This is a genomic window from Bradyrhizobium sp. WSM1417, from assembly GCF_000515415.1.
Lineage (GTDB): Bacteria > Pseudomonadota > Alphaproteobacteria > Rhizobiales > Xanthobacteraceae > Bradyrhizobium.
Genome location: NZ_KI911783.1, coordinates 3467799 through 3487427 on the forward strand (window position 1 = coordinate 3467799; position 19629 = coordinate 3487427).

18 protein-coding genes are annotated in these 19629 nt (G+C 63.1%); 11 read left to right on the forward strand and 7 right to left on the reverse strand.

Features of this window, described 5'->3' with window-relative positions; all coding sequences use genetic code 11:
- Positions 1-17: 17 nt before the first annotated feature.
- The 5 genes from BRA1417_RS0116695 to BRA1417_RS0116715 form a co-directional block, all read right to left on the reverse strand.
- Positions 18-1007: an ABC transporter ATP-binding protein gene (locus BRA1417_RS0116695; protein WP_027516736.1), complete on the reverse strand. Its 990-nt coding sequence runs from the start codon at positions 1005-1007 to the stop codon at positions 18-20.
- Positions 1004-1990, reverse strand: a complete 987-nt coding sequence (locus tag BRA1417_RS0116700; protein ID WP_027516737.1) for an ABC transporter ATP-binding protein — start codon at positions 1988-1990, stop codon at positions 1004-1006. Before BRA1417_RS0116700 ends, BRA1417_RS0116695 begins: the two co-directional genes overlap by 4 nt.
- Before the next feature lie 58 nt (positions 1991-2048).
- On the reverse strand, positions 2049-3020 hold the full coding sequence (locus tag BRA1417_RS0116705; protein ID WP_027516738.1) for an ABC transporter permease: 972 nt from the start codon (positions 3018-3020) through the stop codon (positions 2049-2051).
- Between the two features lie 10 nt (positions 3021-3030).
- The gene (locus tag BRA1417_RS0116710; protein ID WP_027516739.1) at positions 3031-4011 is read right to left on the reverse strand and encodes an ABC transporter permease; all 981 of its coding nucleotides are present in this window, start codon (positions 4009-4011) and stop codon (positions 3031-3033) included.
- A 104-nt stretch (positions 4012-4115) separates the two neighbouring features.
- Positions 4116-5711, reverse strand: coding sequence for an ABC transporter substrate-binding protein (locus BRA1417_RS0116715; RefSeq protein ID WP_027516740.1), 1596 nt, complete (start codon positions 5709-5711; stop codon positions 4116-4118).
- A 305-nt stretch (positions 5712-6016) separates the two neighbouring features.
- Between BRA1417_RS0116715 and BRA1417_RS0116720 the strand changes: the two genes are divergently transcribed.
- Genes BRA1417_RS0116720 through BRA1417_RS0116745 form a run of 6 tightly spaced genes read left to right on the forward strand, consistent with a single transcriptional unit; the run spans position 6017 to position 13660 of the window.
- The gene (locus BRA1417_RS0116720) at positions 6017-6274 is read left to right on the forward strand and encodes a DUF6489 family protein (protein ID WP_007593837.1); all 258 of its coding nucleotides are present in this window, start codon (positions 6017-6019) and stop codon (positions 6272-6274) included.
- Positions 6274-7074 (forward strand): triacylglycerol lipase, encoded by an 801-nt coding sequence (locus BRA1417_RS0116725; protein ID WP_027516741.1) that lies wholly within the window; start codon positions 6274-6276, stop codon positions 7072-7074. Before BRA1417_RS0116720 ends, BRA1417_RS0116725 begins: the two co-directional genes overlap by 1 nt.
- A 45-nt stretch (positions 7075-7119) precedes the next feature.
- Complete coding sequence (locus BRA1417_RS0116730) at positions 7120-8670, forward strand: wax ester/triacylglycerol synthase family O-acyltransferase (protein ID WP_027516742.1); 1551 nt, start codon at positions 7120-7122, stop codon at positions 8668-8670.
- A 10-nt stretch (positions 8671-8680) separates the two neighbouring features.
- Positions 8681-9676, forward strand: coding sequence for an alpha/beta fold hydrolase (locus BRA1417_RS0116735; RefSeq protein ID WP_027516743.1), 996 nt, complete (start codon positions 8681-8683; stop codon positions 9674-9676).
- 45 nt (positions 9677-9721) lie between these two features.
- Positions 9722-12955, forward strand: coding sequence for a bifunctional cytochrome P450/NADPH--P450 reductase (locus BRA1417_RS0116740; protein ID WP_027516744.1), 3234 nt, complete (start codon positions 9722-9724; stop codon positions 12953-12955).
- 30 nt (positions 12956-12985) lie between these two features.
- On the forward strand, positions 12986-13660 hold the full coding sequence (locus BRA1417_RS0116745) for a spermidine synthase (RefSeq protein ID WP_027516745.1): 675 nt from the start codon (positions 12986-12988) through the stop codon (positions 13658-13660).
- A 29-nt stretch (positions 13661-13689) separates the two neighbouring features.
- On the opposite strand, the gene BRA1417_RS0116750 is transcribed toward BRA1417_RS0116745, so the two are convergent.
- Together BRA1417_RS0116750 and BRA1417_RS0116755 are read right to left on the reverse strand one after the other, a co-directional pair.
- Positions 13690-14154 (reverse strand): nuclear transport factor 2 family protein, encoded by a 465-nt coding sequence (locus BRA1417_RS0116750; protein WP_027516746.1) that lies wholly within the window; start codon positions 14152-14154, stop codon positions 13690-13692.
- Between the two features lie 145 nt (positions 14155-14299).
- Positions 14300-15214: an alpha/beta fold hydrolase gene (locus tag BRA1417_RS0116755; protein WP_027516747.1), complete on the reverse strand. Its 915-nt coding sequence runs from the start codon at positions 15212-15214 to the stop codon at positions 14300-14302.
- Positions 15215-15385: 171 nt separating this feature from the next.
- Between BRA1417_RS0116755 and BRA1417_RS0116760 the strand changes: the two genes are divergently transcribed.
- The 5 genes from BRA1417_RS0116760 to BRA1417_RS0116780 all read left to right on the forward strand — a co-directional run bounded on the left by BRA1417_RS0116760 (position 15386) and on the right by BRA1417_RS0116780 (position 19583).
- Positions 15386-15769: a hypothetical protein gene (locus BRA1417_RS0116760; RefSeq protein ID WP_027516748.1), complete on the forward strand. Its 384-nt coding sequence runs from the start codon at positions 15386-15388 to the stop codon at positions 15767-15769.
- Complete coding sequence (locus BRA1417_RS0116765; protein WP_027516749.1) at positions 15766-16848, forward strand: alpha/beta hydrolase; 1083 nt, start codon at positions 15766-15768, stop codon at positions 16846-16848. The genes BRA1417_RS0116760 and BRA1417_RS0116765 overlap by 4 nt, the downstream gene beginning before the upstream one ends.
- A complete protein-coding gene (locus BRA1417_RS0116770) occupies positions 16845-17438 on the forward strand; it encodes a GNAT family N-acetyltransferase (protein ID WP_007593821.1) in 594 nt (197 codons plus the stop codon). Before BRA1417_RS0116765 ends, BRA1417_RS0116770 begins: the two co-directional genes overlap by 4 nt.
- 203 nt (positions 17439-17641) lie before the next feature.
- Positions 17642-18097, forward strand: a complete 456-nt coding sequence (locus BRA1417_RS0116775; protein ID WP_027516750.1) for a phasin — start codon at positions 17642-17644, stop codon at positions 18095-18097.
- 199 nt (positions 18098-18296) lie between these two features.
- Positions 18297-19583: a DUF445 domain-containing protein gene (locus tag BRA1417_RS0116780; protein WP_027516751.1), complete on the forward strand. Its 1287-nt coding sequence runs from the start codon at positions 18297-18299 to the stop codon at positions 19581-19583.
- Positions 19584-19629 lie beyond the last annotated feature (46 nt).

The following is a 19629-nucleotide window of genomic DNA, read 5'->3' on the forward strand; positions in this document are numbered from 1 at the left end:
TGCATGGCACGCGCGCGTCACGCCGGTACCGGCTCGGCGTTGACCGCATGGCAGGCGACGCCGTCGATCAATTCAGGTGCTTCCTTGCGGCAGAGATCGAACGCCAGCGGGCAGCGCGGATTGAAGGCGCACCCAGGCGGCGGATTGATCGGGTTCGGGATCTCGCCTTTCACGGGGATACGCTGGCGGCCGCTCATGGCAAGATCGGGCACGGCGCCGAGCAGCATCTTGGTGTAGGGCATGCGAGGACGAGCAAACAGCTCACGTCCTTCCGCGATCTCGACGATGCGGCCGAGATACATCACGCCGACGCGGCTCGCCATGTGGCGGACCACGGCGAGGTTGTGGCTGATGAACATGTAGGTCAGGCCGAACTTGTCCTGGAGGTCGCGCATCAGGTTCAGGATTTGCGCCTGCACGGAGACGTCGAGCGCGGAGGTCGGCTCGTCGCAAACAATGAACTCTGCGTCGGAGGCGAGCGCGCGAGCGATCGCGATGCGCTGACGCTGGCCGCCCGAGAATTCGTGCGGAAATTTCAACCTGTCGTCTGGATGCAGGCCGACAAGGCTGAGAAGTTCGCCGACGCGCGCCTGGATGTCGCGCTCGCCCTCGATCAGGTCGAAAGCGCGGATCGGCTCGGAGATGATGGCGTCGACCCGGAAGCGTGGGTTCAGGCTCGCATAGGGATCCTGGAAGATCATCTGGATGCGGCGGCGCAGCTTTCGGCGTGCCGGTGCCTGCCGTGGGTCGGTCATCGAGACGCCGTCGATCAGGACGTCGCCGGAGCTCGGCGGCAGCAGGCCGACGACCATCCGCGCGACCGTGGTCTTGCCCGAGCCGGATTCTCCGACCAGCGCAAAAGTCTCGCCCTTCCTGATGTCGAAGGTGACGCCGTCGACAGCTTTGAGATATTCGAGATGGCCGCCCTCGAGCACGCGGTTGAGCCAGGGTTTCGAAACGTCGAAGACGCGCCGCAGATTTGTGGCCTGGACGAAGGAAGTGCTCATGCCGCGCTCTCCGCCGGCACGCTGTCATAGAGGTGGCAGGCGACGGATTGCGTGCCGCGCGGCAGCGGCTCTGGCCTCTCTACGCGGCATCGGTCGAATGCGAATGCGCAGCGCGGATTGAACGAACAGCCGCGCGGGATCGCCGACAGGCGCGGCATGGAGCCGGGGATCTGCACAAGGCGCTTGTCGTCGCCGGCAAGGGTCGGGATCGCGCCCATTAGGCCCTTGGCATAAGGGTGCAGCGGGTTCCTGACGACGTCCTGCACCGGACCGATCTCGGCGACGCGGCCGGCATACATCACCGCGACGCGGTCGGATGCCTCCGCGATGACGCCCATGTCGTGGGTCACCAGCATCACGGCGGTGCCGTGGTCGCGTCCGAGCCGCTTGATCAGCGAGATGATCTGGGCCTGCACGGAGACGTCGAGCGCGGTGGTCGGCTCGTCCGCGATGATCAGCTCCGGCTCGGCACAAATCGCGAGCGCAATGACCACGCGCTGGCGCATGCCACCGGAGAATTCGTGGGGATAGCCGTCGATGCGCTTTTCGGGTGCGGGGATTCCGACTTCGGCGAGCAGGTCGATGGCGCGGCGGCGCGCGGCGGTCTCGGACAGGTTCAGATGAGTTCTGATCGTCTCGATCAGCTGATCGCCGACGCGGTAGAGCGGATTGAGCGATGTCAGGGGATCCTGGAAGATCATGCCGATCCGTTTTCCCCGGATACGGCGCAGCTCCTCCGCCGGAAAATTGTCGATGCGCAGGCCCGCAAGACGAATCTCGCCGCCGGCGATGCGGCCGGGCGGATCGATCAGGCCGATCACGGCCAAGCCCGTGACGGACTTGCCGGCGCCGGATTCGCCGACCACGCCGAGTACCTCGCCCTTGGCGATGTCGAAGGAGACGCCATCGATGGCGCGTAGGGTGCCGCGGCGGGAGGCGAACTCGACCTGAAGATTGCGTACGGAGAGGATGGAGTCGGTCATGAGCGAGACGCTCGCATCCGAATTTTGCTTATGCAAGATTTGCTCATCGAAAGTTTGCTCATCGGAGCTTCGGGTTGAGCGCGTCGCGCAGCCAGTCGCCGAGCAGGTTGATCGACAGGATCAAGGCAGCGAGCGCGATACCGGGAAAGGCCACAATCCACCATTCGCCCGCGAACAGGTAGTTGTTGCCGATGCGAATCAATGTGCCGAGCGAGGGCATTGTGTCGGGCAGGCCGACGCCAAGGAAGGACAGCGTCGCCTCGGTGATGATCGCGAGCGCGAGGTTGATCGTGGCGATGACCAGGATCGGACCCATTGTGTTTGGCAGCACGTGGCGGAACATGATCTTTGGTGCGGGAAGGCCGATCAGTTGCGCGGCGGCCACGTAGTCCTTGTTCTTCTCGACCATCACGGAGCCGCGTACCGTCCGGGCATACCCAACCCAGAAACTCAGGCCGATCGAGATCACCAGCACGATCAGCATGCTGGTTGCATCCAGCCGGTTGCCGAGGATCGATTTCGCGATGCCGTTGACCAGCAGCGCGATCAGAATAGCGGGGAAAGTGAGTTGCACGTCTGCAATCCGCATGATCACGCCGTCCACCGCGCCGCCGAAATAGCCGGCGACCAGGCCAAGCGCGATGCCGAGCGCGCCCGCGAAGATCACCCCCGCCACGCCGACAGCGAGCGAGATGCGCAGCCCGTAGAGAATGGCGGAGAACACGTCGCGGCCCTGCTCGTCGGTGCCGAGCAGGAACGGGCTCTGCCCCTCAGCAGTCCACAGCGGTGAGATCCTGGAATTCATCAATTGGAGCTGTGCTGGATCGAAAGGGTCCTGCACCGCGAGCGCGGAGGCAAAGATCGCAAGCAGGAAGAACAGCACCGTAATGGTTGCCGCCACCATGGTCAGCTTGGATCGGCGAAACGAATAGAAGACGTCGCTGTCGAGTGCGCGGCTGAACCAGCCGCGGGCGGCATGCGTCGGCAGCGTGCTCGGCTTGTCGGGATTGGAGGCGACCACTTCGGACATGCAGGCTGCCTTATGTGGCGCGGCCGACGGTCGCGCGCAGGCGCGGATCGACGACGGTGTAGAGGATGTCGACCACCAGATTGATGGTGACGAAAATCAGTGAGACCATCAGCAGGTAGGCGGCCATAATCGGGATATCGACGTTTTGCACGGCCTGCACGAACAGAAGTCCCATGCCGGGCCATTGGAACACGGTTTCGGTGATGATCGAAAATGCAATAACCGAGCCAAACTGCAGTCCGGCCACCGTGATCACGGGAATCAGCGTGTTCTTCAGTGCGTGGCCGAAATGAATGGCACGGGTTGTCAGCCCACGGGCGCGGGCAAAGCGGATATAATCGGTCCGAAGCACTTCCAGCATCTCCGCGCGCACCAGCCGCATGATCAGGGTCATCTGGAACAGGCCGAGCGTGATCGAGGGCATGATCAGCGCCTTCAGGCCCGACAATGTGAGCAGGCCCGTGGTCCACCAGCCGAGCTTGACGACCTCGCCGCGGCCGAACGAGGGCAACCAGCCCAACGTCACCGCGAACAGGTAGATCAGAAGGATGCCGATCAGGAAAGTCGGCAGCGAGATGCCGATCAGCGAAACCGCCTGGAATAATTTGGCGAGCAGGGTGTCGCGCCTGAGCGCCGAATAGACGCCCATCAGGATGCCGGACACCATTGCAAATACGGTCGCGCAGATCGCAAGTTCCAGCGTTGCGGGCATACGTTCCATCAACAGCGTCGAGACCGGCTGGCGGAATTGATAGGAGACGCCGAACTTGAATTGCGCGGCATCGGCGAAATAGCGCACGAACTGCACCGGCACGGGATCATCGAGGCCCAGCGACTTGCGCACGGCGGCGCGTTCGGCCGCCGGCGTATCGAGCGAGACGATCTGGTTGATGGGGTCGCCGGCGAAGCGGAACATCGAGAACGCGATGATGCCGACGGCGAACAAGACGCCGATAGCCTGAACGGCCCGGCGAAGAGTGAAAGCGAGCATGCCTTCCACTTTCCTTGAGTGAGCGTCTGGCCGACGTCTTTGTCAGCCGAAAAAAGAAAGGTCCCGGTAGCCTGACGCTGCCGGGACCTTGTGTTCAACTGACGCTATTCCTTCTTGGTCGCCCAGTGGAACATGACCAGATTGTCGGCGCGCTGCGGCAGGTTGACCTTTTTCGATACGCCCCAGGCCAGCGCCTGCTGGTGCAGCGGAATATAAGCCCAGTCCTTGATGCTGATCTCATACGCCTGCTTGATCAGCTGATTGCGCTTGGCCGTGTCGGTTTCGACCAGCACCTTGTCGGTGATGGCGTCGAATTCCTTGTTGCAATAGCCGCCGAGATTGGCTTCGCCCCGCGAGGATTTCGCGTCGTCACGGCACCCCATGATGTCGTAGAGCACGTTATGGGAGTCCATCGTGCTCGGCGTCCAGCCCAGCATGTAGAACGAGGTCTGATAGCCGCCCTGCTTCAACACCTTGGCGAAGTATTGCGCCTTGGGCTGCGCCAGCAGATTGATCTTGACGCCGATGCGGGCAAGCATGCCCACGACGGCCTGGCAGATCGCGGCGTCGTTGACGTACCGATCGTTCGGGCAATCCATGGTGACCTCGAAGCCTTCGGGGTACCCGGCCTCCACCAGGAGCTTCTTGGCACCATCTGGATCGAACTTCGGCCGGGTGAACTCCTTGGACAGCACGAACAATTCCGGAGCGATCATCAGCGCCGAGGGCGTCGACAGCCCGCGCATCACCCGCGTCTTGATCAGCTCGATGTCGATCGCTTTGTAGAAGGCTTCGCGGACCTTGGCGTCCTTGAACGGGTTCTTGCCCTTGATGTTGGAGTAGAGCAGCTCGTCACGCGTCTGATCGAATCCGATGAAGATGGTGCGCAACTCAGGGGCCTTCAGCACCTGGGCATTCGGGCTCGCATCGACGCGGGAGATGTCCTGGATCGGCACCGGCTCGATCACGTCCACTTCACCCGAGAGCAGCGCGGCGACGCGGGTGGCATCGGACGAGATCGGGGTGAAGATGATCTCCTTCAGGTTACCTTCCATCTTGCCCCAGTAGTCGGGGTTGGCCTTGAACACGGTCTTCACACCGGGCTGATGGCTCTCGATGATGAAGGGACCGGTGCCGTTCTCGTGAAGCGAGGCATAGCTCGGAGACGTCGCGGATACCGGCGTCGGCTCGACCGCTTTGTTCTCCTCAGCCCATTTCTTGTCCATGATGTACCAGACATCCCACGACGAATGCAGGATGGGATTGGGCGAGGGAAGGACGAAATCGACGGTGTAGTCGTCGACCTTGACGACCTTGACGTTGGGCGCCAGGCGGGTCTGCATGTTCGAGTTCTTGTTGCGGACACGGTCGGCGGAGAACAGCACGTCGTCGGCGGTGAAGGGGTCGCCGTTGTGGAATTTGACGCCCTTGCGCAAATGGAAGCGCCAGCGGGTCGGCTCCGGTGTCTCCCAGCTCTCAGCCAGCGCCGGGATGATCTTCAGGTCCTTGTCGCGCGCGGTGAGGCCCTGATAGACGTGACCGAGATGAGCGTGGGTGGTGGACTCGTTCAGCGAGTAAGGATCAAGCGACTTCAGGTCGCCTTGGTTGGCATAGCGCAGCGTCTGGCTCGACGCCGGCGAGACCGCCAACGCAAGCATACTGGCGAGCGTCGCCGCAAACAGACTTCGTCCGACTGACATTCTTGACCTCTCCACTCGCCCGCACCGTCATTTTTGATTGTTCGGCGGGGCTGATCGAACCATGTTGCCCAGAGTTCTCGACCCGTGCAAGCGCCATTCCAGCAAGGAACGCGCCAAGTTGCGCCGCTGTGCAGCAATGCTGACCGGCATTGACGGGCCGATGGGCGAGGGCGCCGGCGTTTTTGATTGACCATATCCGCCGATCGCGGAAGCCGGAGCGCCGCGACCGGCCTCAGGTCGCTTGCGTTGCACACCGTCTCGCGGCGATACTGCGGCCGGGCGCTCGAATCTCATCTGGAGGGGACATGAAGGTTAATATTGAAATCGACTGCACCCCCCTCGAAGCCCGTCAGTTCATCGGATTGCCCGATCTGGCACCGATGCAGACGGCGGTGATGGACAAGCTGCAGCAGCAGGTCTTGAGCAACATCGACAAGGTCTCGCCGGAGTCGCTGATCCAGAGCTGGTTCACCTTCGATCCCAAGCTTGCCGAGCGGTTTCAGGACATGTTCGTCACCATGGCCGGCCTCGGCGGCACGCGCAGCGGCGACAAGAAGAAATAATGCCGCCCGGTCCGGACGGGCCGCAGACCCCAGGCCGGCTTCGTCCGCCCGGCCTTGCTTTGCTGCTCGCCGAAGCCCGTGGGTTGCTCGAACTCAACGCCAGCCTGCTGCTGTCGCCGGTCCTGATGCGGGCGCCCAAAGGCGATGGCCATCCGGTGCTGGCACTGCCTGGCTTCCTCGCCAGCGACCTCTCGATGGCGCCGATGCGGCGCTATCTCAGCGAGCTCGGCTATGAGGCACATGCCTGGCGGATGGGCCGCAATTTCGGCGGGTTCGGACGGATGCGGGATTCATTGCGCGCCCGTCTCGCCGAAATCCATGCTGCGAGCGGACGCAAGGTCAGCCTGGTCGGCTGGAGCCTCGGCGGTGTCTATGCACGCGATCTCGCGCTGCAGGCGCCCGACTTGGTCCGCAATGTCATCACGCTCGGCAGCCCTTTTGCCAATGACATAAGAGCGACCAATGCGACGCGGCTCTACGAGATGATGTCCGGCGAGCGTGTCGAGGATTTCGCCGAGCTGCGTGAGGCGATCGCCGGCGATCTTCCGGTGCCGACGACGTCGATCTATTCGCGCGCCGACGGCATCGTGAACTGGCGGACCTGCCTGCTGCGTCCCTCCGACCGCGCCGAGAACATCGAGGTGCACCTGGCAAGCCATATCGGGCTTGGGGTGAATCCCGCAGCGCTGTGGGCCGTGGCGGACCGCCTTGCGCAACCGGAGGGGGAGTTCTGGCCATTTGACAGGGCAGGGCCGTTTGCCATTGCATATGCCCCGCCGGAACAGGCAGTATCGGCCTGACGAGAAGCGCCGCCAAGGCGCCCGTCAAATACTCGGGAGGGAACTATGGCTGACGGTAAGAAACTGTCGTCGCTGGACGCGGCGTTTCTCTATCTGGAAACGCCGGAAATGCCGATGCATGTCGGGAGCATGGCGATCTTTCGCCTGCCGGACGACTACAAGGGCGACTTCTTCGAAGATTTCAAGGCAATGATCGTCTCGCGCCTGCACATCGCGCCGATCCTCAAGGCGCGGCTGGAGAAGGCGCCGCTCGACATCGATCATCCCTCCTGGGTCGAGGACGATCAGTTCGACATCGACCGTCACATCTTCCGCGCCAGCCTGCCGCAGCCGCGCGACCGCGCCACGCTCGAACGCATCGTGGGCTGGATGCACGCCAAGCTCTTGAACCGCGCCCGCCCGCTCTGGGAGTTCTACGTGTTCGAGGGCATGAAGAACAACGAGGTCGGGCTTTATTCGAAGATGCATCATGCCGCCATCGACGGCGGCGCCGGTGCGGCGCTGACCAACATGATCTACGATATCTCGCCGATCCCGCGGAAGGTCGATGCGCCGACCGCGGGAGCGAAGCCCGGGCAGGAGCCGCGCGACATCGCAGCGAACCTGGTCGATTCCTACCAGCAGCTCTTTACCCAGCCGCTCGATGCATCGGCCGCCGCGAAGAACCTGCAGCTGCCGCGCACCGGCAAGAGCGACATTGGCTCGATCCTGTTCGACAATGCGATGTACCAGATCGAGAGCGCGGTGCGCTTTGCCGGCAACATCCCGACCATGGTCAAGAGCGTCTCGGACGTGCTCGGCAAGATATCCGATCCAAAATCGCGCGAGAGCCTTGCCAGCATGGTGTCGCCGCCGACCATGCTCAACAAATCGATCTCGTCCGAGCGCAGCTTCGCCGGCGTCTCGATTTCGCTGTCGCGATCCAAGGCGCTGGCCAAGCAGGCCGGCGGCAAGCTCAACGACGTCGTGCTGGCGCTCGCCTCCGGCGTGGTCCGGCGCTACCTCCAGCAACACGGAACGCTGCCGGCGAAGTCCCTGACCGCTGCCGTGCCGATCTCGCTGCGTGAGGAAGGCAATACCGAAGCCAACAACCAGGTGTTCGGCATGATCTGCTCGATCGCGACCAACATCGACGATCCCAAGGCACGCCTGGAAGCCATTATCGCGCAATCGACCAAGTCCAAGGAGATGTCGCATCCGCTGCGGGCGCTGATGCCGCAGATCTCCAATATCTCGATGCTGGGCGCGCCGATCGTCGTGCAGATCATGGCGCTGCTCTACAGCCGCTCCGATTTGTCGAATGTGCTGCCGCCGGCTGCGAACATCACGGTGTCCAACGTGCCGGGGCCGCGGCAGACGCTGTACGCCGCGGGCGCGGAGCTGCTGCACATCTTCCCGGTGTCGATCTCGACGCACGGACAGGCGCTCAACATCACCGTGCAGAGCTATCGCGACCAGCTCGATTTCGGCTTCATTGTCGGCGCCAACATCATTCCGCACGTGCAGGTGATGTGCGACATGCTGCCGGAAGAATTCGCCGCGCTGGAGGCGGCCTATGCTTTGCCCGCTGCGGACATCAAGGGCGCCGCTGAGTAGGAATGTTCCGATGATTGAAATGCCGCCGCTCAAGTTCGTGCAGACGAACGGAATCCGCATGGGCTACTACGAGGCGGGCCCGGTCACAGACAAGCCGCCGATCGTGCTGTGCCATGGCTGGCCCGAACTCGCATTTTCCTGGCGCCACCAGATCAAGGCGCTGAGCGAGGCCGGCATCCGGGTGATTGCGCCGGACCAGCGCGGCTACGGCGCGACCGACCGGCCCGAGCCGGTCGAGGACTACGACATGGAGCATTTGACCGGCGATCTGGTCGGGCTGCTCGATCATCTCGGGATCGACAAGGCGATCTTCGTCGGCCACGACTGGGGCGGATTCGTCGTCTGGCAGATGCCGCTGCGACATCCTTCGCGCGTTGCCGGTGTGGTCGGCGTCAACACGCCGCATTGGGACCGCGCACCGATCGATCCGATCGCCCTGTTCCGCCAGCGCTTCGGCGATCAGATGTACATCGTCCAGTTTCAGGATCCCGCGCGTGAGCCGGACAGGATCTTCGGCAGCCGCGTCGAGCAGACGTTCGACGCCTTCATGCGCAAGCCGCTGGCGCGGCCGGCGGAGAAACCGGAGGGGCCGCCGATCGCGGGTGTCGGCGCCTCGTCGAAGACCAATCTGGCATTCCCGCAGATGATCGCAGCCTACGATGCAAAGCACGATCCGCGTACGCCGATCCTGTCGGCCGACGAGAAGAAGGTGTTCGTCGATGCGTTCACGAAAACCGGCTTCACCGGTGGCATCAACTGGTATCGCAACTTCACTCGCAATTGGGAGCGCGCGAAAGGCCTGGACCATCACGTGCACGTGCCGTCATTGATGATCATGGCCGAGAACGATGCTGTGCTGCCGCCGTCGGCGGCCGACGGCATGGAGACGCTGATATCTGATCTGGAGAAACATCTTGTGAAGGACAGCGGCCATTGGACGCAGCAGGAGAAGCCAGAGGAGGTCAGCGCCAAGCTGATCGAATGGCGTAGAAGGCGGTTTGGCTAGCTCGCAACGACGGCGTTGAATACCGAGGCAGGGGAAGCACTTTTAATGTCATCGAAGAACCGTCTGGACCCGATCCCGCAGCCGCCGACCAAGCCGGTGGTCGGCAACATGCTGTCGCTGGATTCGGCTGCGCCGGTGCAGCATCTGACCCGGCTTGCCAAGGAGCTGGGGCCGATCTTCTGGCTCGACATGATGGGCTCCCCGATCGTGGTCGTCTCCGGCCACGATCTTGTCGACGAGCTCTCGGACGAGAAGCGCTTCGACAAGACGGTGCGCGGTGCGCTGCGGCGGGTGCGCGCGGTCGGTGGCGACGGCCTGTTCACGGCCGACACCAGGGAGCCGAACTGGAGCAAGGCGCACAACATCCTGCTCCAGCCCTTCGGCAACCGCGCCATGCAGTCCTATCACCCGAGCATGGTCGACATTGCCGAGCAGCTCGTCGGTAAATGGGAACGGCTCAACGCCGATGACGAGATCGACGTCGTCCACGACATGACGGCACTGACGCTGGATACGATCGGGCTATGCGGCTTCGACTACCGCTTCAATTCGTTCTACCGGCGCGACTACCATCCTTTCGTCGAGTCGCTGGTGCGCTCGCTCGAAACCATCATGATGACGCGCGGGCTGCCGTTCGAGCAGCTCTGGATGCAGAAGCGGCGCAAGACGATGGCTGAAGACGTCGACTTCATGAACAGGATGGTCGACGAGATCATTGCGGAGCGCCGCAAGGGAGGCGATGCGACCGACGACAAGAAGGATATGCTTGCGGCGATGATGACGGGCGTCGATCGCTCGACCGGCGAACAGCTCGACGACGTCAACATCCGCTATCAGATCAACACGTTCCTGATCGCAGGCCACGAGACCACCAGCGGCCTGTTGTCCTGCACGCTGTATGCGCTGCTCAAGCACCCCGAGATTCTCAAGAAGGCCTATGACGAGGTCGACCGCGTCTTCGGTCCCAATGTCGACGTGCGGCCAACCTATCAGCAGGTGACGCAGCTCACCTACATCACGCAGATCCTGAAGGAGGCGCTGCGGCTATGGCCGCCGGCGCCGGCCTATGGCATCTCGCCGCTGAACGACGAGACCATCGGCGGCGGCAAGTACAAGCTCAGGAAGGGTACGTTCACCACCATCCTGGTGACCGCGCTGCATCGTGACCCTACCGTCTGGGGTCCGAACCCGGACGCGTTCGATCCGGAGAATTTCAACCGGGAGGCGGAAGCCAAGCGGCCGATCAATGCCTGGAAGCCGTTCGGCAACGGCCAGCGCGCCTGCATCGGCCGCGGCTTCGCCATGCACGAGGCTGCGCTCGCGCTCGGCATGATCCTCCAGCGCTTCAAGCTGATCGACCACCAGCGCTACCAGATGCATCTGAAGGAAACGCTGACGATGAAGCCGGAAGGCTTCAAGATCAAGGTCCGTCCGCGCGCCGATCGCGAGCGCGGTGCCTATGGCGGACCTGTCGCGGTGTCGTCGGCGCCGAAGGCCCCGCGTCAGCCCACCGCACGTCCCGGCCACAACACGCCGATGCTGGTCCTTTACGGCTCCAATCTCGGCACCGCCGAGGAGCTGGCGACTCGGATGGCCGACCTTGCCGAGATCAACGGCTTTGCCGTGCATCTGGGGCCGCTCGACGGTTACGTCGGCAAGCTGCCGCGGGAGGGCGGCGTGCTGATCATCTGTGCTTCCTATAACGGCGCGCCGCCGGACAATGCGACGCAATTTGTCAAATGGCTCGGCGACGAGCTGCCAAAGGATGCGTTTGCCGATGTGCGCTACGCCGTGTTCGGCTGCGGTAACAGCGACTGGGCCGCGACCTATCAATCGGTGCCGCGCTTCATCGATGAGCAATTGTCGGCGCATGGCGGGCGCGCGGTCTATCCGCGCGGCGAAGGCGATGCGCGCAGCGATCTCGACGGCCAGTTTCAGAAATGGTTCCCGGCGGCCGCCCAGGTCGCGACCAAGGAATTCGGCATCGACTGGAATTTCACCCGTACCGCGGAGGACGATCCGCTCTACGCGATCGAGCCGGTGGCGGTGACCGCCGTCAACACCATCGTCGCCCAGGGCGGCGCAGTGGCCATGAAGGTGCTGGTCAACGACGAGCTTCAGAACAAGAGCGGGGCCAATCCGTCGGAGCGCTCGACGCGCCACATCGAGGTGCAGCTGCCCTCCAACATCACGTACCGCGTCGGCGATCATCTGAGCGTGGTCCCGCGCAACGATCCGACGCTGGTGGACTCGGTTGCCCGTCGCTTCGGCTTCCTGCCGGCTGACCAGATCAGGCTTCAGGTCGCTGAAGGCCGCCGCGCGCAATTGCCGGTCGGCGATGCCGTGTCGGTCGGCCGTCTGCTCAGCGAGTTCGTCGAGCTCCAGCAGGTCGCGACGCGGAACCAGATTAAGATCATGGCCGAGCACACCCGCTGCCCGGTGACCAAGCCGAAGCTGCTGGGCTTTGTCGGGGAGGAGGCTGAGCCGCTGGAGCGCTATCGCGGCGAGATTCTCGCCAGGCGAAAATCGGTGTTCGATCTGCTGCTCGAATATCCGGCCTGTGAATTGCCGTTCCACGTCTATCTGGAAATGCTCTCGCTGCTGGCGCCGCGTTATTATTCGATCTCGTCTTCGCCGTCGCTGGACCCGGTTCGTTGCAGCGTCACGGTCGGCGTGGTTGAAGGACCGGCCGCCTCGGGCCGCGGCACCTACAAGGGTATCTGCTCGAACTATCTCGCCAATCGGCGCGCGGGCGACGTGATCCATGCAACCGTGCGTGAGACCAAGGCCGGCTTCCGGCTCCCGGACGATCCGTCCGTGCCGATCGTCATGATCGGCCCGGGCACGGGACTGGCACCCTTCCGCGGCTTCCTCCAGGAGCGCGCCGCGCGAAAGTCCAAGGGCACCGCGCTCGGTCCGGCCATGCTGTTTTTCGGCTGCCGTCATCCCGATCAGGATTTTCTCTACGCGGAAGAGCTGAAGGCGCTGGTGGCGAGCGGCATCACCGAGCTGTTCACGGCGTTCTCGCGCGCGGAGGGCCCCAAGACCTATGTTCAGCACGTCCTCGCCGCGCAGAAGGACAAGGTCTGGCCGCTGATCGAGCAGGGCGCGATCGTTTATGTCTGTGGCGACGGCAGCAAGATGGAGCCCGACGTGAAGGCGGCGCTGGTCGCGATCCATCGCGAGAAGAGCGGCAGCGATGCCGCCACGGCTGCGCGCTGGATCGAGGAGATGGGCGCCAGGAATCGGTATGTGCTGGACGTCTGGGCGGGTGGATAATCCGGCGGCCGATCGTGCTAAAGCTCTCGCATGATTCCCTGGGAAAAGATCGATACCGCCAAAATCCCCGGCTCCGATGAAGAGCTTCGCCTGATGCGGCGAGGCAAGGAGTTCTCCATCAAGCTCGGCACCAACGAGCTGATGAACAACCGCTTGTCAGGCTCGGAAGCCGCGCTCGCCACGCTCGCGGCGAAGCAGATCGAGATGGTCGCAAAGCCTGTCGTCCTCATCGGCGGTCTGGGCATGGGTTTCACGCTGCGTGCGGCGCTGACCGTGCTGGGAGGCAAGGCGAAGATCGTGGTTTGCGAACTCGTGCCGGCGGTCGTCGCCTGGGCGCGGGGCCCGATGGCGCAGGTGTTCGGTGACAGTCTCGATGACGTCAGGGTGAGCATCCGGGAAACCGACGTTGGCGAAATCATCCGGGCGCGGCGGTCGGCCTTCGACGCCATTCTCCTCGACGTCGACAACGGGCCGGAAGGGCTGACCCGGAAGGGCAACGATGCGCTCTACAATGCGGGTGGGTTGAAGGCGGCGAAGACGGCGCTGCGGCCGGGAGGCGTGCTCGCGGTCTGGTCCTCGGGACCCAATCCGGCCTTCACCAAGCGGCTCGGGAATGCTGGCTTCGACGTCAACGAAGTCAACATTCGCGCCACCGGAAGAGGCGGTGGCGCGCGCCACGTGATCTGGATGGCCAGGAAGGGCTAGGCCGCCTGCCCAGCAACCGGTTCAGTCCGTCAGAACATCGTGTTGTTGTTCGCCGGATTTTCCGGGATCGGTTGCACGACGTCCCAGTGTTCGACCACCTTGCCGTTCTCCAGCTTGAAGATGTCGATGATCGCGTTGCCCCTGCTGCCGGGCTCGCGAACCGCGTGAACGTGCAGGATGACGTAGTCGCCATCCACGAAGCTGCGCTTGATCTCGCTGTGCGAGTTTGGGAATTTCTCGCGCAGGAAGCCGATGAACTTTCGGAAGCCGTCCGGACCATCGGCCGCGTTTGGATTGTGCTGGACGTAACGGTCGCCGACATGGGCGAGGGCTGCATCGGCATCCTTTTGGTTGAGCCCCTTCTCGTAGAACGCAAGCACAGTTTTGCGATTGGCTTCTTCTTGCGCGCTACCCGCCATCGCGGCGCCGCTGGCGAGGGACAGCGTGAGGACTGAAGCGGCGACGATTGCGGCTGACCGGACGATGGGATGCATGTGAACTCCGAGAGGCCGCAGCCTCTTTCTTGCGGATTGAGGTTCTTGGCGATTGAGGAAAGGCTGTATAGCTTCCGTGCCGGCTTGCGTTAAGAGAGTAATCGGCAGCTCACATGGTCACCGTGAGGAGACCTTCTGCGTCGGTTTACGCCGCACGCGCCGCCGCGCCATGTGCGTGCTGGGCGATGGCGCCGATGATCTCCGGCCAGAACCGCATCGGCAGCGCGTGGCCCATGCCTTCGATCATCAACAGCTTGGCGCCCGGAATTGACTCTGCCGTGTCCCTGCCGCCCTCGGGACGGACCAGGGGATCGACGGTACCGTGGATGACCAGCGTCGGCGTCTTCACGCCATGCAGTCGCTCCTTGCGGCTGCCGGAGGCAAGCACCGCGCGGAGCTGCCGGCCGACACCGGCCGGATTGAGCCCGCGCGCGAACACGCGTTCGGCACGACCGGGATCAAGCGCCTCTTCTTCCGGAAAGGACCCGGCCCGCAACACGTTCCAGGTCTGGCCGTAACGGGCGATAAACTCCTCCTTGCTGCGCGGCGGCGGCGCCATCAGCATCGCGGCGGCCTCACGTGTCGGGGGCGGCACGCGCGGATTGCCGGTCGTCGACATGATCGAGGTCAGCGAGCGCACGCGCTCGGGAAACGACAACGTCACTTCCTGCGCAATCATGCCGCCCATGGACGCCCCGACCAGATGCGCCGACTTGATGCCGAGTGCGTCCATCAGCCCGATCGTGTCTTTCGCCATGTCGATCAGCTTGTAGGTTGCGGCGACGGGAATCCTGAGAAACCGAAGCTTCAACAACTCAAGCGGCGTCAGACGCTTGCCGCCGGTGAGATGGCTCGACTTTCCGATGTCGCGATTGTCGAACCGAACGACGCGAAAGCCGTGCGCGGCAAGCTGCTCGCAGAACGCATCGTCCCAGTGGATCATCTGGGCGCCTAACCCCATGATCAGCAGCAGCGGCTCGGCATTGTCGTTGCCGAAAATCTCGTAACAGATGTCGATGCCGTTGGCGTGGACGGTTTGCGGCGGATGATAGGCGTTCACGGGTGCGTTCCCTCGGCTTTTGATCAATGCTGTATCGCACGGTTTCCCCTCGCAATGAAGCCGCGTTCGCGACACCGGACCCGTTGCTTGCCGGTTGACCGGCACCGCGCAACGGTGTGGTATGGCGAAAAAGGGAAGGGCATCGAAGCTCTCGAATTCAGGAGGACGCCGATGACCGGCAAGAGCAACGACCCCATTGCCATGTGGCAGAAGATGGTTGGCGAGATGGAGAAGGGGTTCAATTCCTTCGCCGATCAGGCCATGTCGTCGCCCGAGTTTTCGCAAGCCGTGAACCGGGCCGGCGGCGTTGCTGCAGGTGCTCAGAAGCAGCTCGGCGACCTCATGGAGAAATATCTGGTCTCCATGAATCTACCGAGCCGGGACCAGGTCACCGGTCTTGCGGAGCGGCTGCAGTCCATCGAAGGACAGATCGGTGAGATCAAGTCGATGCTGAGCCAGATGGCGGCAAGTTCCGGCATTTCTCAGGGCTCCGATACTGCATTGCGCCCGCCGCGCACCAAGCGCCCACCATCTGAAGGCGGAGAGCAGACATGAATGCACCCGCCGGATTAGACTTCGCAGGGATCCCGGAGCGGATCCAGTCCGAGGTGCAACGCGCCATCCAGCGCAGCATCAAGGGCGTCGAATATTTTTCGACGTCCGGTCCCACGCTCGGCTCGACGCCGAAGGACGTGCTGCATTCGCGCGGCACGATGAGCCTCTACCATTATCGGCCGATGTCCGACGAGATCTATCGAATTCCGATCTTGATCGTGATGGCGACCACCAATCGCGGTTACATTCTCGACCTCGTGCCCGGCCAGAGTTTTATCGAGTTCCTGTTGAAGCGCGGTTACGACGTCTACATGCTCGACTGGAGCGCGCCGCGGCCGGAGGAGAAGAGCCTCCGCATGGAGGACTATGTCCTCGACTTCATCCCGGATTGCATCCGCCGCGTGCAGCAGGATTCCGGCGAACAGGACGTCTCCGTCATCGGCTATTGCTTCGGCGGCGTGCTGTCGCTGCTCTACGGCTCGATCCACAAGGACGGGCCGATGAAGAATTTGATCTGCTTCACCACGCCGATCGACTTTCGCGAGATGAAGCTGTTCTCGAACTTTTCCGACCGTCGCTATTTCGACGTCGATCGCCTCGTCGACAGCATCGGCAACGTGCCACCGGAGATGATCCTGTCGTCGTTCGAGATGCTGCGCCCGGCCTCCCGCACCGTCAGCCAGATTCAGCTCTGGGAAAACATCTGGAACGACGAGTTCGTCAAATCCTACCGGATGTTCGACCGCTGGGCGACCGACACGCTGCCGCTGGCCGGCGAATATTTCCGCACCATCACCAAGGACCTGATGTGGGACAACAAGCTGTTCAACGACACCATGTCGGTCGGCGGCCGTGCTGCGAAGCTCGAGGACATCAAGGTGCCGTTCCTGCATGCGGTTGCCGAGCATGACCACATCGTGCCGTATGAGGCGGCAAAGCACCTGATCGCCAAGATTGGATCGGAGGACAAGGAGGAGGTGATGCTGAAGGGCGGTCACGTCTCGCTCGTCGCCGGCGCCAATGCGGTGAAGCGACTGTGGCCGAAACTGGATTCCTGGCTGGGGAAGAGATCGACATGAGTGAGCAGCGTTCCTATCCGCGTCATGTGAAGACGGACGCCGGCGATATCGAGATCCGCCTGATGTCGCCCGCGGACGAAGCCGCGGTGCTCGCGTTCGGCAAAGGCCTGCCGACCCACGACCTGTTGTTCCTGCCGCGCAACATCAGTGAGCCGAAGGTGCTCTCCGCCTGGGTCAAGGAGATCGAGCGCGGCGCGATCACGAGCCTGCTCGCGGTCAGGGGCGGCACGGTGGTCGGCTGCGGCACGCTGGTGCGCGATCCGCACTCCTGGTCGCCCCATGTCGGCGAGATCCGGATGGTGGTTTCGCTCGACGTGCGCGGGAAGGGGGTGGGGCGAACACTGTCGCAGGAGACCTTCGCCCTCGCGCTCGGCGCCGGCCTCGAAAAGCTCTCGGTCCAGATGACAGTCGACCAGCAGGCGGCGATCACGCTGTTCGAGAGCCTCGGCTTCAAGGCCGAGGCACTGCTGCGCGATCATGTCCGGGACGTCGACGGCAAGACTCACGACATCGTCGTGCTCGGGCACAATATCGCGCAGGTCCAGGCCCAGATGGAGGCCTATGGGCTGCCTGGCGCCGTCCAGCATTGAGAACCGTTGGACGGGTGTTCGGGAACCCGGATGGTCAGGGAGGCGCCAGATTGCTCCCCGTTAAGGCTATTCACGGCTTCGTGATATCGCACTGCAATATGAATATTGCATCGCACAATTAACTATGCCATATAAGCCGTGCCCCGGGCCAAAACCGGACGGGGTGAGCCCATAGCTCAACCAATGAGGATGGAGAGACCCCAATGACCACCGAAACCAACACCGCTTTCGAAGGCTTCAAGGACGCGTTCAAGAACATCCAGAACCTGGAAGTTCCCGAGGCTGCCCGCGAGTTCGTCAAGAAGTCCGCCAATACCGCCAAGGACCGTGCTGCCGAAGTGTTCGCTGGCTCCGAGCGCGTGACCGCCGCCGTCGAGAACGCGGTGACCGAGTCCGTCACCGAAGTCGGCAAGATCAGCCGCAACATCCAGCAGGCGATCTACGAGGACGCCGAGGCGTTCTTCGCGGGCATCGACAAGCTCGCGTCCGCCAAGTCGTTCAGCGAAGCTGTCGAGATCCAGTCCGGCCTGCTCCGCGCCCGCGGCGAAGCGTTCGTCTCGCGCGCCAAGGCGACCACCGACTATTTCGGCAAGCTCGCCGCCAACGGTGCGAAGTCCGCTCAGGACAATTTTGCCAAGGTCTACAACAAGACCGCCTGATACGGCGCCTGAGTAAAAACTGAATTTGAGGCCCGCTTCGGCGGGCCTTTTGTTTTCCGCCGCAGCCGTCATTGCGAGCCAACGGGTCCGCGCAAAGCGCGGCCCGATGACAGGCTCCGCGAAGCAATCCAGTCTGCCTCCTTGCAAAGACTCTGGATTGCTTCGCTTCGCTCGCAATGACGGATAGGGTGATGCTGTGATGACTCCATCAGGCACCTTCTCTTTCGACTCCCCCGGCGACGCGGAACGCGCGGCCGAATTGCGTCGCGTCAAAGCGCTGGCGACGCTGGTGCTGGGCTCGACGCTTGTCCTGTTCGTCGTCGCGAAATGGCTGCTGCCCGTGCATCCCGTGTTCGGATTCATCGCGGCCTTCGCCGAAGCCGCGACCATCGGCGGGCTCGCCGACTGGTATGCGGTGGTCGCGCTGTTCAAGCGTCCACTCGGCCTGCCGATCCCGCACACCGCGATCATCCAGAGCAACCAGGCGCGTATCGCCGACAAGCTCGGCGAATTCATCCAGGTGCATTTCCTCGAGGCTGCTCCCGTCGAGGCCAAGCTGAAGGAGATCGATTTCGGCTCCTTCGTCGCCGACTGGCTGCGCGATCGCAAGCGCAGCGATGATCTCGCGCGCTTCGCGCTGCGCCTGCTGCCGGAGGCTGTCTCCGCGACGGAAAGCTCCGGTCTGATGACCTTCATCATCCGCCGCATGTCCTCGCAGCTCCAGGCGATCGACCTAGCGCCGCTCGCGGCCGGCACGTTGCGCGGTTTCGTCGCGGAAGGGCGGCACCAGATCCTGTTCGACGATCTCCTGCGCGTGATGCACGAAACGCTCAACCAGACCGAGACGATGGCGATGATCCGCGAGAAGGTGCGTGCGGAGTTGCCGACCTTGCTCAGGCTCTATCGGGCCGACAAATTTCTGGTGAACAAGATCGTGGACTCCGCCACCGCGTTCTTCAATGAGGTGCGCAGCGATCCCAAACATCCGTTCCGCGACGAGTTCGATCGCATGGTGCTGAGCTTCGTCGACCGGCTCGGCACCGACCAGGGCTATATCGACCGCATCGACGGCTTGAAGCGCGATCTGCTCGCGCGTCCCGAGCTTGCCGATCTTGCCCGCACCGTGTGGGCCAACACGCGGTCCTTCATCGAGCGTAGCGCAAGCGGCGAGACGCAGGTGCTGCAGCATCATCTCGCCGGAATGTGTGTCGCGGCGGGCGAAGCGCTTGCCGGCGATTCCGAGCTGCGCGGCGAGATCAACAAGGGCCTGGTCGCGGTGCTGCGCAGTTTCGTCGCGGACCAGAAGAGCGGCGTTTCAACCTTCATCTCCGACCAGGTCAAGTCGTGGGACATGGCGCAGCTGATTTCGCTGATCGAAATCAACATTGGCCGCGACCTGCAATACATCCGCTTCAACGGCTCGCTGATCGGCGGGCTGGCGGGCCTTGCGCTTTACTCCGTAGAATTCCTGCTTCGATGGTTGTGACTTTTGCGTCACGGACGTCAGCATTAACGCGCGGGCCTATTGTGGC

What these genes read in the sequence shown, in the direction of transcription:
- BRA1417_RS0116695 (WP_027516736.1), bottom strand. Translation starts at nt 1,007, where the DNA reads ATGAGCACTTCCTTCGTCCAGGCCACAAATCTGCGGCGCGTCTTCGAC.
- BRA1417_RS0116700 (WP_027516737.1), bottom strand. Translation starts at nt 1,990, where the DNA reads ATGACCGACTCCATCCTCTCCGTACGCAATCTTCAGGTCGAGTTCGCC.
- BRA1417_RS0116705 (WP_027516738.1), bottom strand. Translation starts at nt 3,020, where the DNA reads ATGTCCGAAGTGGTCGCCTCCAATCCCGACAAGCCGAGCACGCTGCCG.
- BRA1417_RS0116710 (WP_027516739.1), bottom strand. Translation starts at nt 4,011, where the DNA reads ATGCTCGCTTTCACTCTTCGCCGGGCCGTTCAGGCTATCGGCGTCTTG.
- BRA1417_RS0116715 (WP_027516740.1), bottom strand. Translation starts at nt 5,711, where the DNA reads ATGTCAGTCGGACGAAGTCTGTTTGCGGCGACGCTCGCCAGTATGCTT.
- BRA1417_RS0116720 (WP_007593837.1), top strand. Translation starts at nt 6,017, where the DNA reads ATGAAGGTTAATATTGAAATCGACTGCACCCCCCTCGAAGCCCGTCAG.
- BRA1417_RS0116725 (WP_027516741.1), top strand. Translation starts at nt 6,274, where the DNA reads ATGCCGCCCGGTCCGGACGGGCCGCAGACCCCAGGCCGGCTTCGTCCG.
- BRA1417_RS0116730 (WP_027516742.1), top strand. Translation starts at nt 7,120, where the DNA reads ATGGCTGACGGTAAGAAACTGTCGTCGCTGGACGCGGCGTTTCTCTAT.
- BRA1417_RS0116735 (WP_027516743.1), top strand. Translation starts at nt 8,681, where the DNA reads ATGATTGAAATGCCGCCGCTCAAGTTCGTGCAGACGAACGGAATCCGC.
- BRA1417_RS0116740 (WP_027516744.1), top strand. Translation starts at nt 9,722, where the DNA reads ATGTCATCGAAGAACCGTCTGGACCCGATCCCGCAGCCGCCGACCAAG.
- BRA1417_RS0116745 (WP_027516745.1), top strand. Translation starts at nt 12,986, where the DNA reads ATGATTCCCTGGGAAAAGATCGATACCGCCAAAATCCCCGGCTCCGAT.
- BRA1417_RS0116750 (WP_027516746.1), bottom strand. Translation starts at nt 14,154, where the DNA reads ATGCATCCCATCGTCCGGTCAGCCGCAATCGTCGCCGCTTCAGTCCTC.
- BRA1417_RS0116760 (WP_027516748.1), top strand. Translation starts at nt 15,386, where the DNA reads ATGACCGGCAAGAGCAACGACCCCATTGCCATGTGGCAGAAGATGGTT.
- BRA1417_RS0116765 (WP_027516749.1), top strand. Translation starts at nt 15,766, where the DNA reads ATGAATGCACCCGCCGGATTAGACTTCGCAGGGATCCCGGAGCGGATC.
- BRA1417_RS0116770 (WP_007593821.1), top strand. Translation starts at nt 16,845, where the DNA reads ATGAGTGAGCAGCGTTCCTATCCGCGTCATGTGAAGACGGACGCCGGC.
- BRA1417_RS0116775 (WP_027516750.1), top strand. Translation starts at nt 17,642, where the DNA reads ATGACCACCGAAACCAACACCGCTTTCGAAGGCTTCAAGGACGCGTTC.
- BRA1417_RS0116780 (WP_027516751.1), top strand. Translation starts at nt 18,297, where the DNA reads ATGACTCCATCAGGCACCTTCTCTTTCGACTCCCCCGGCGACGCGGAA.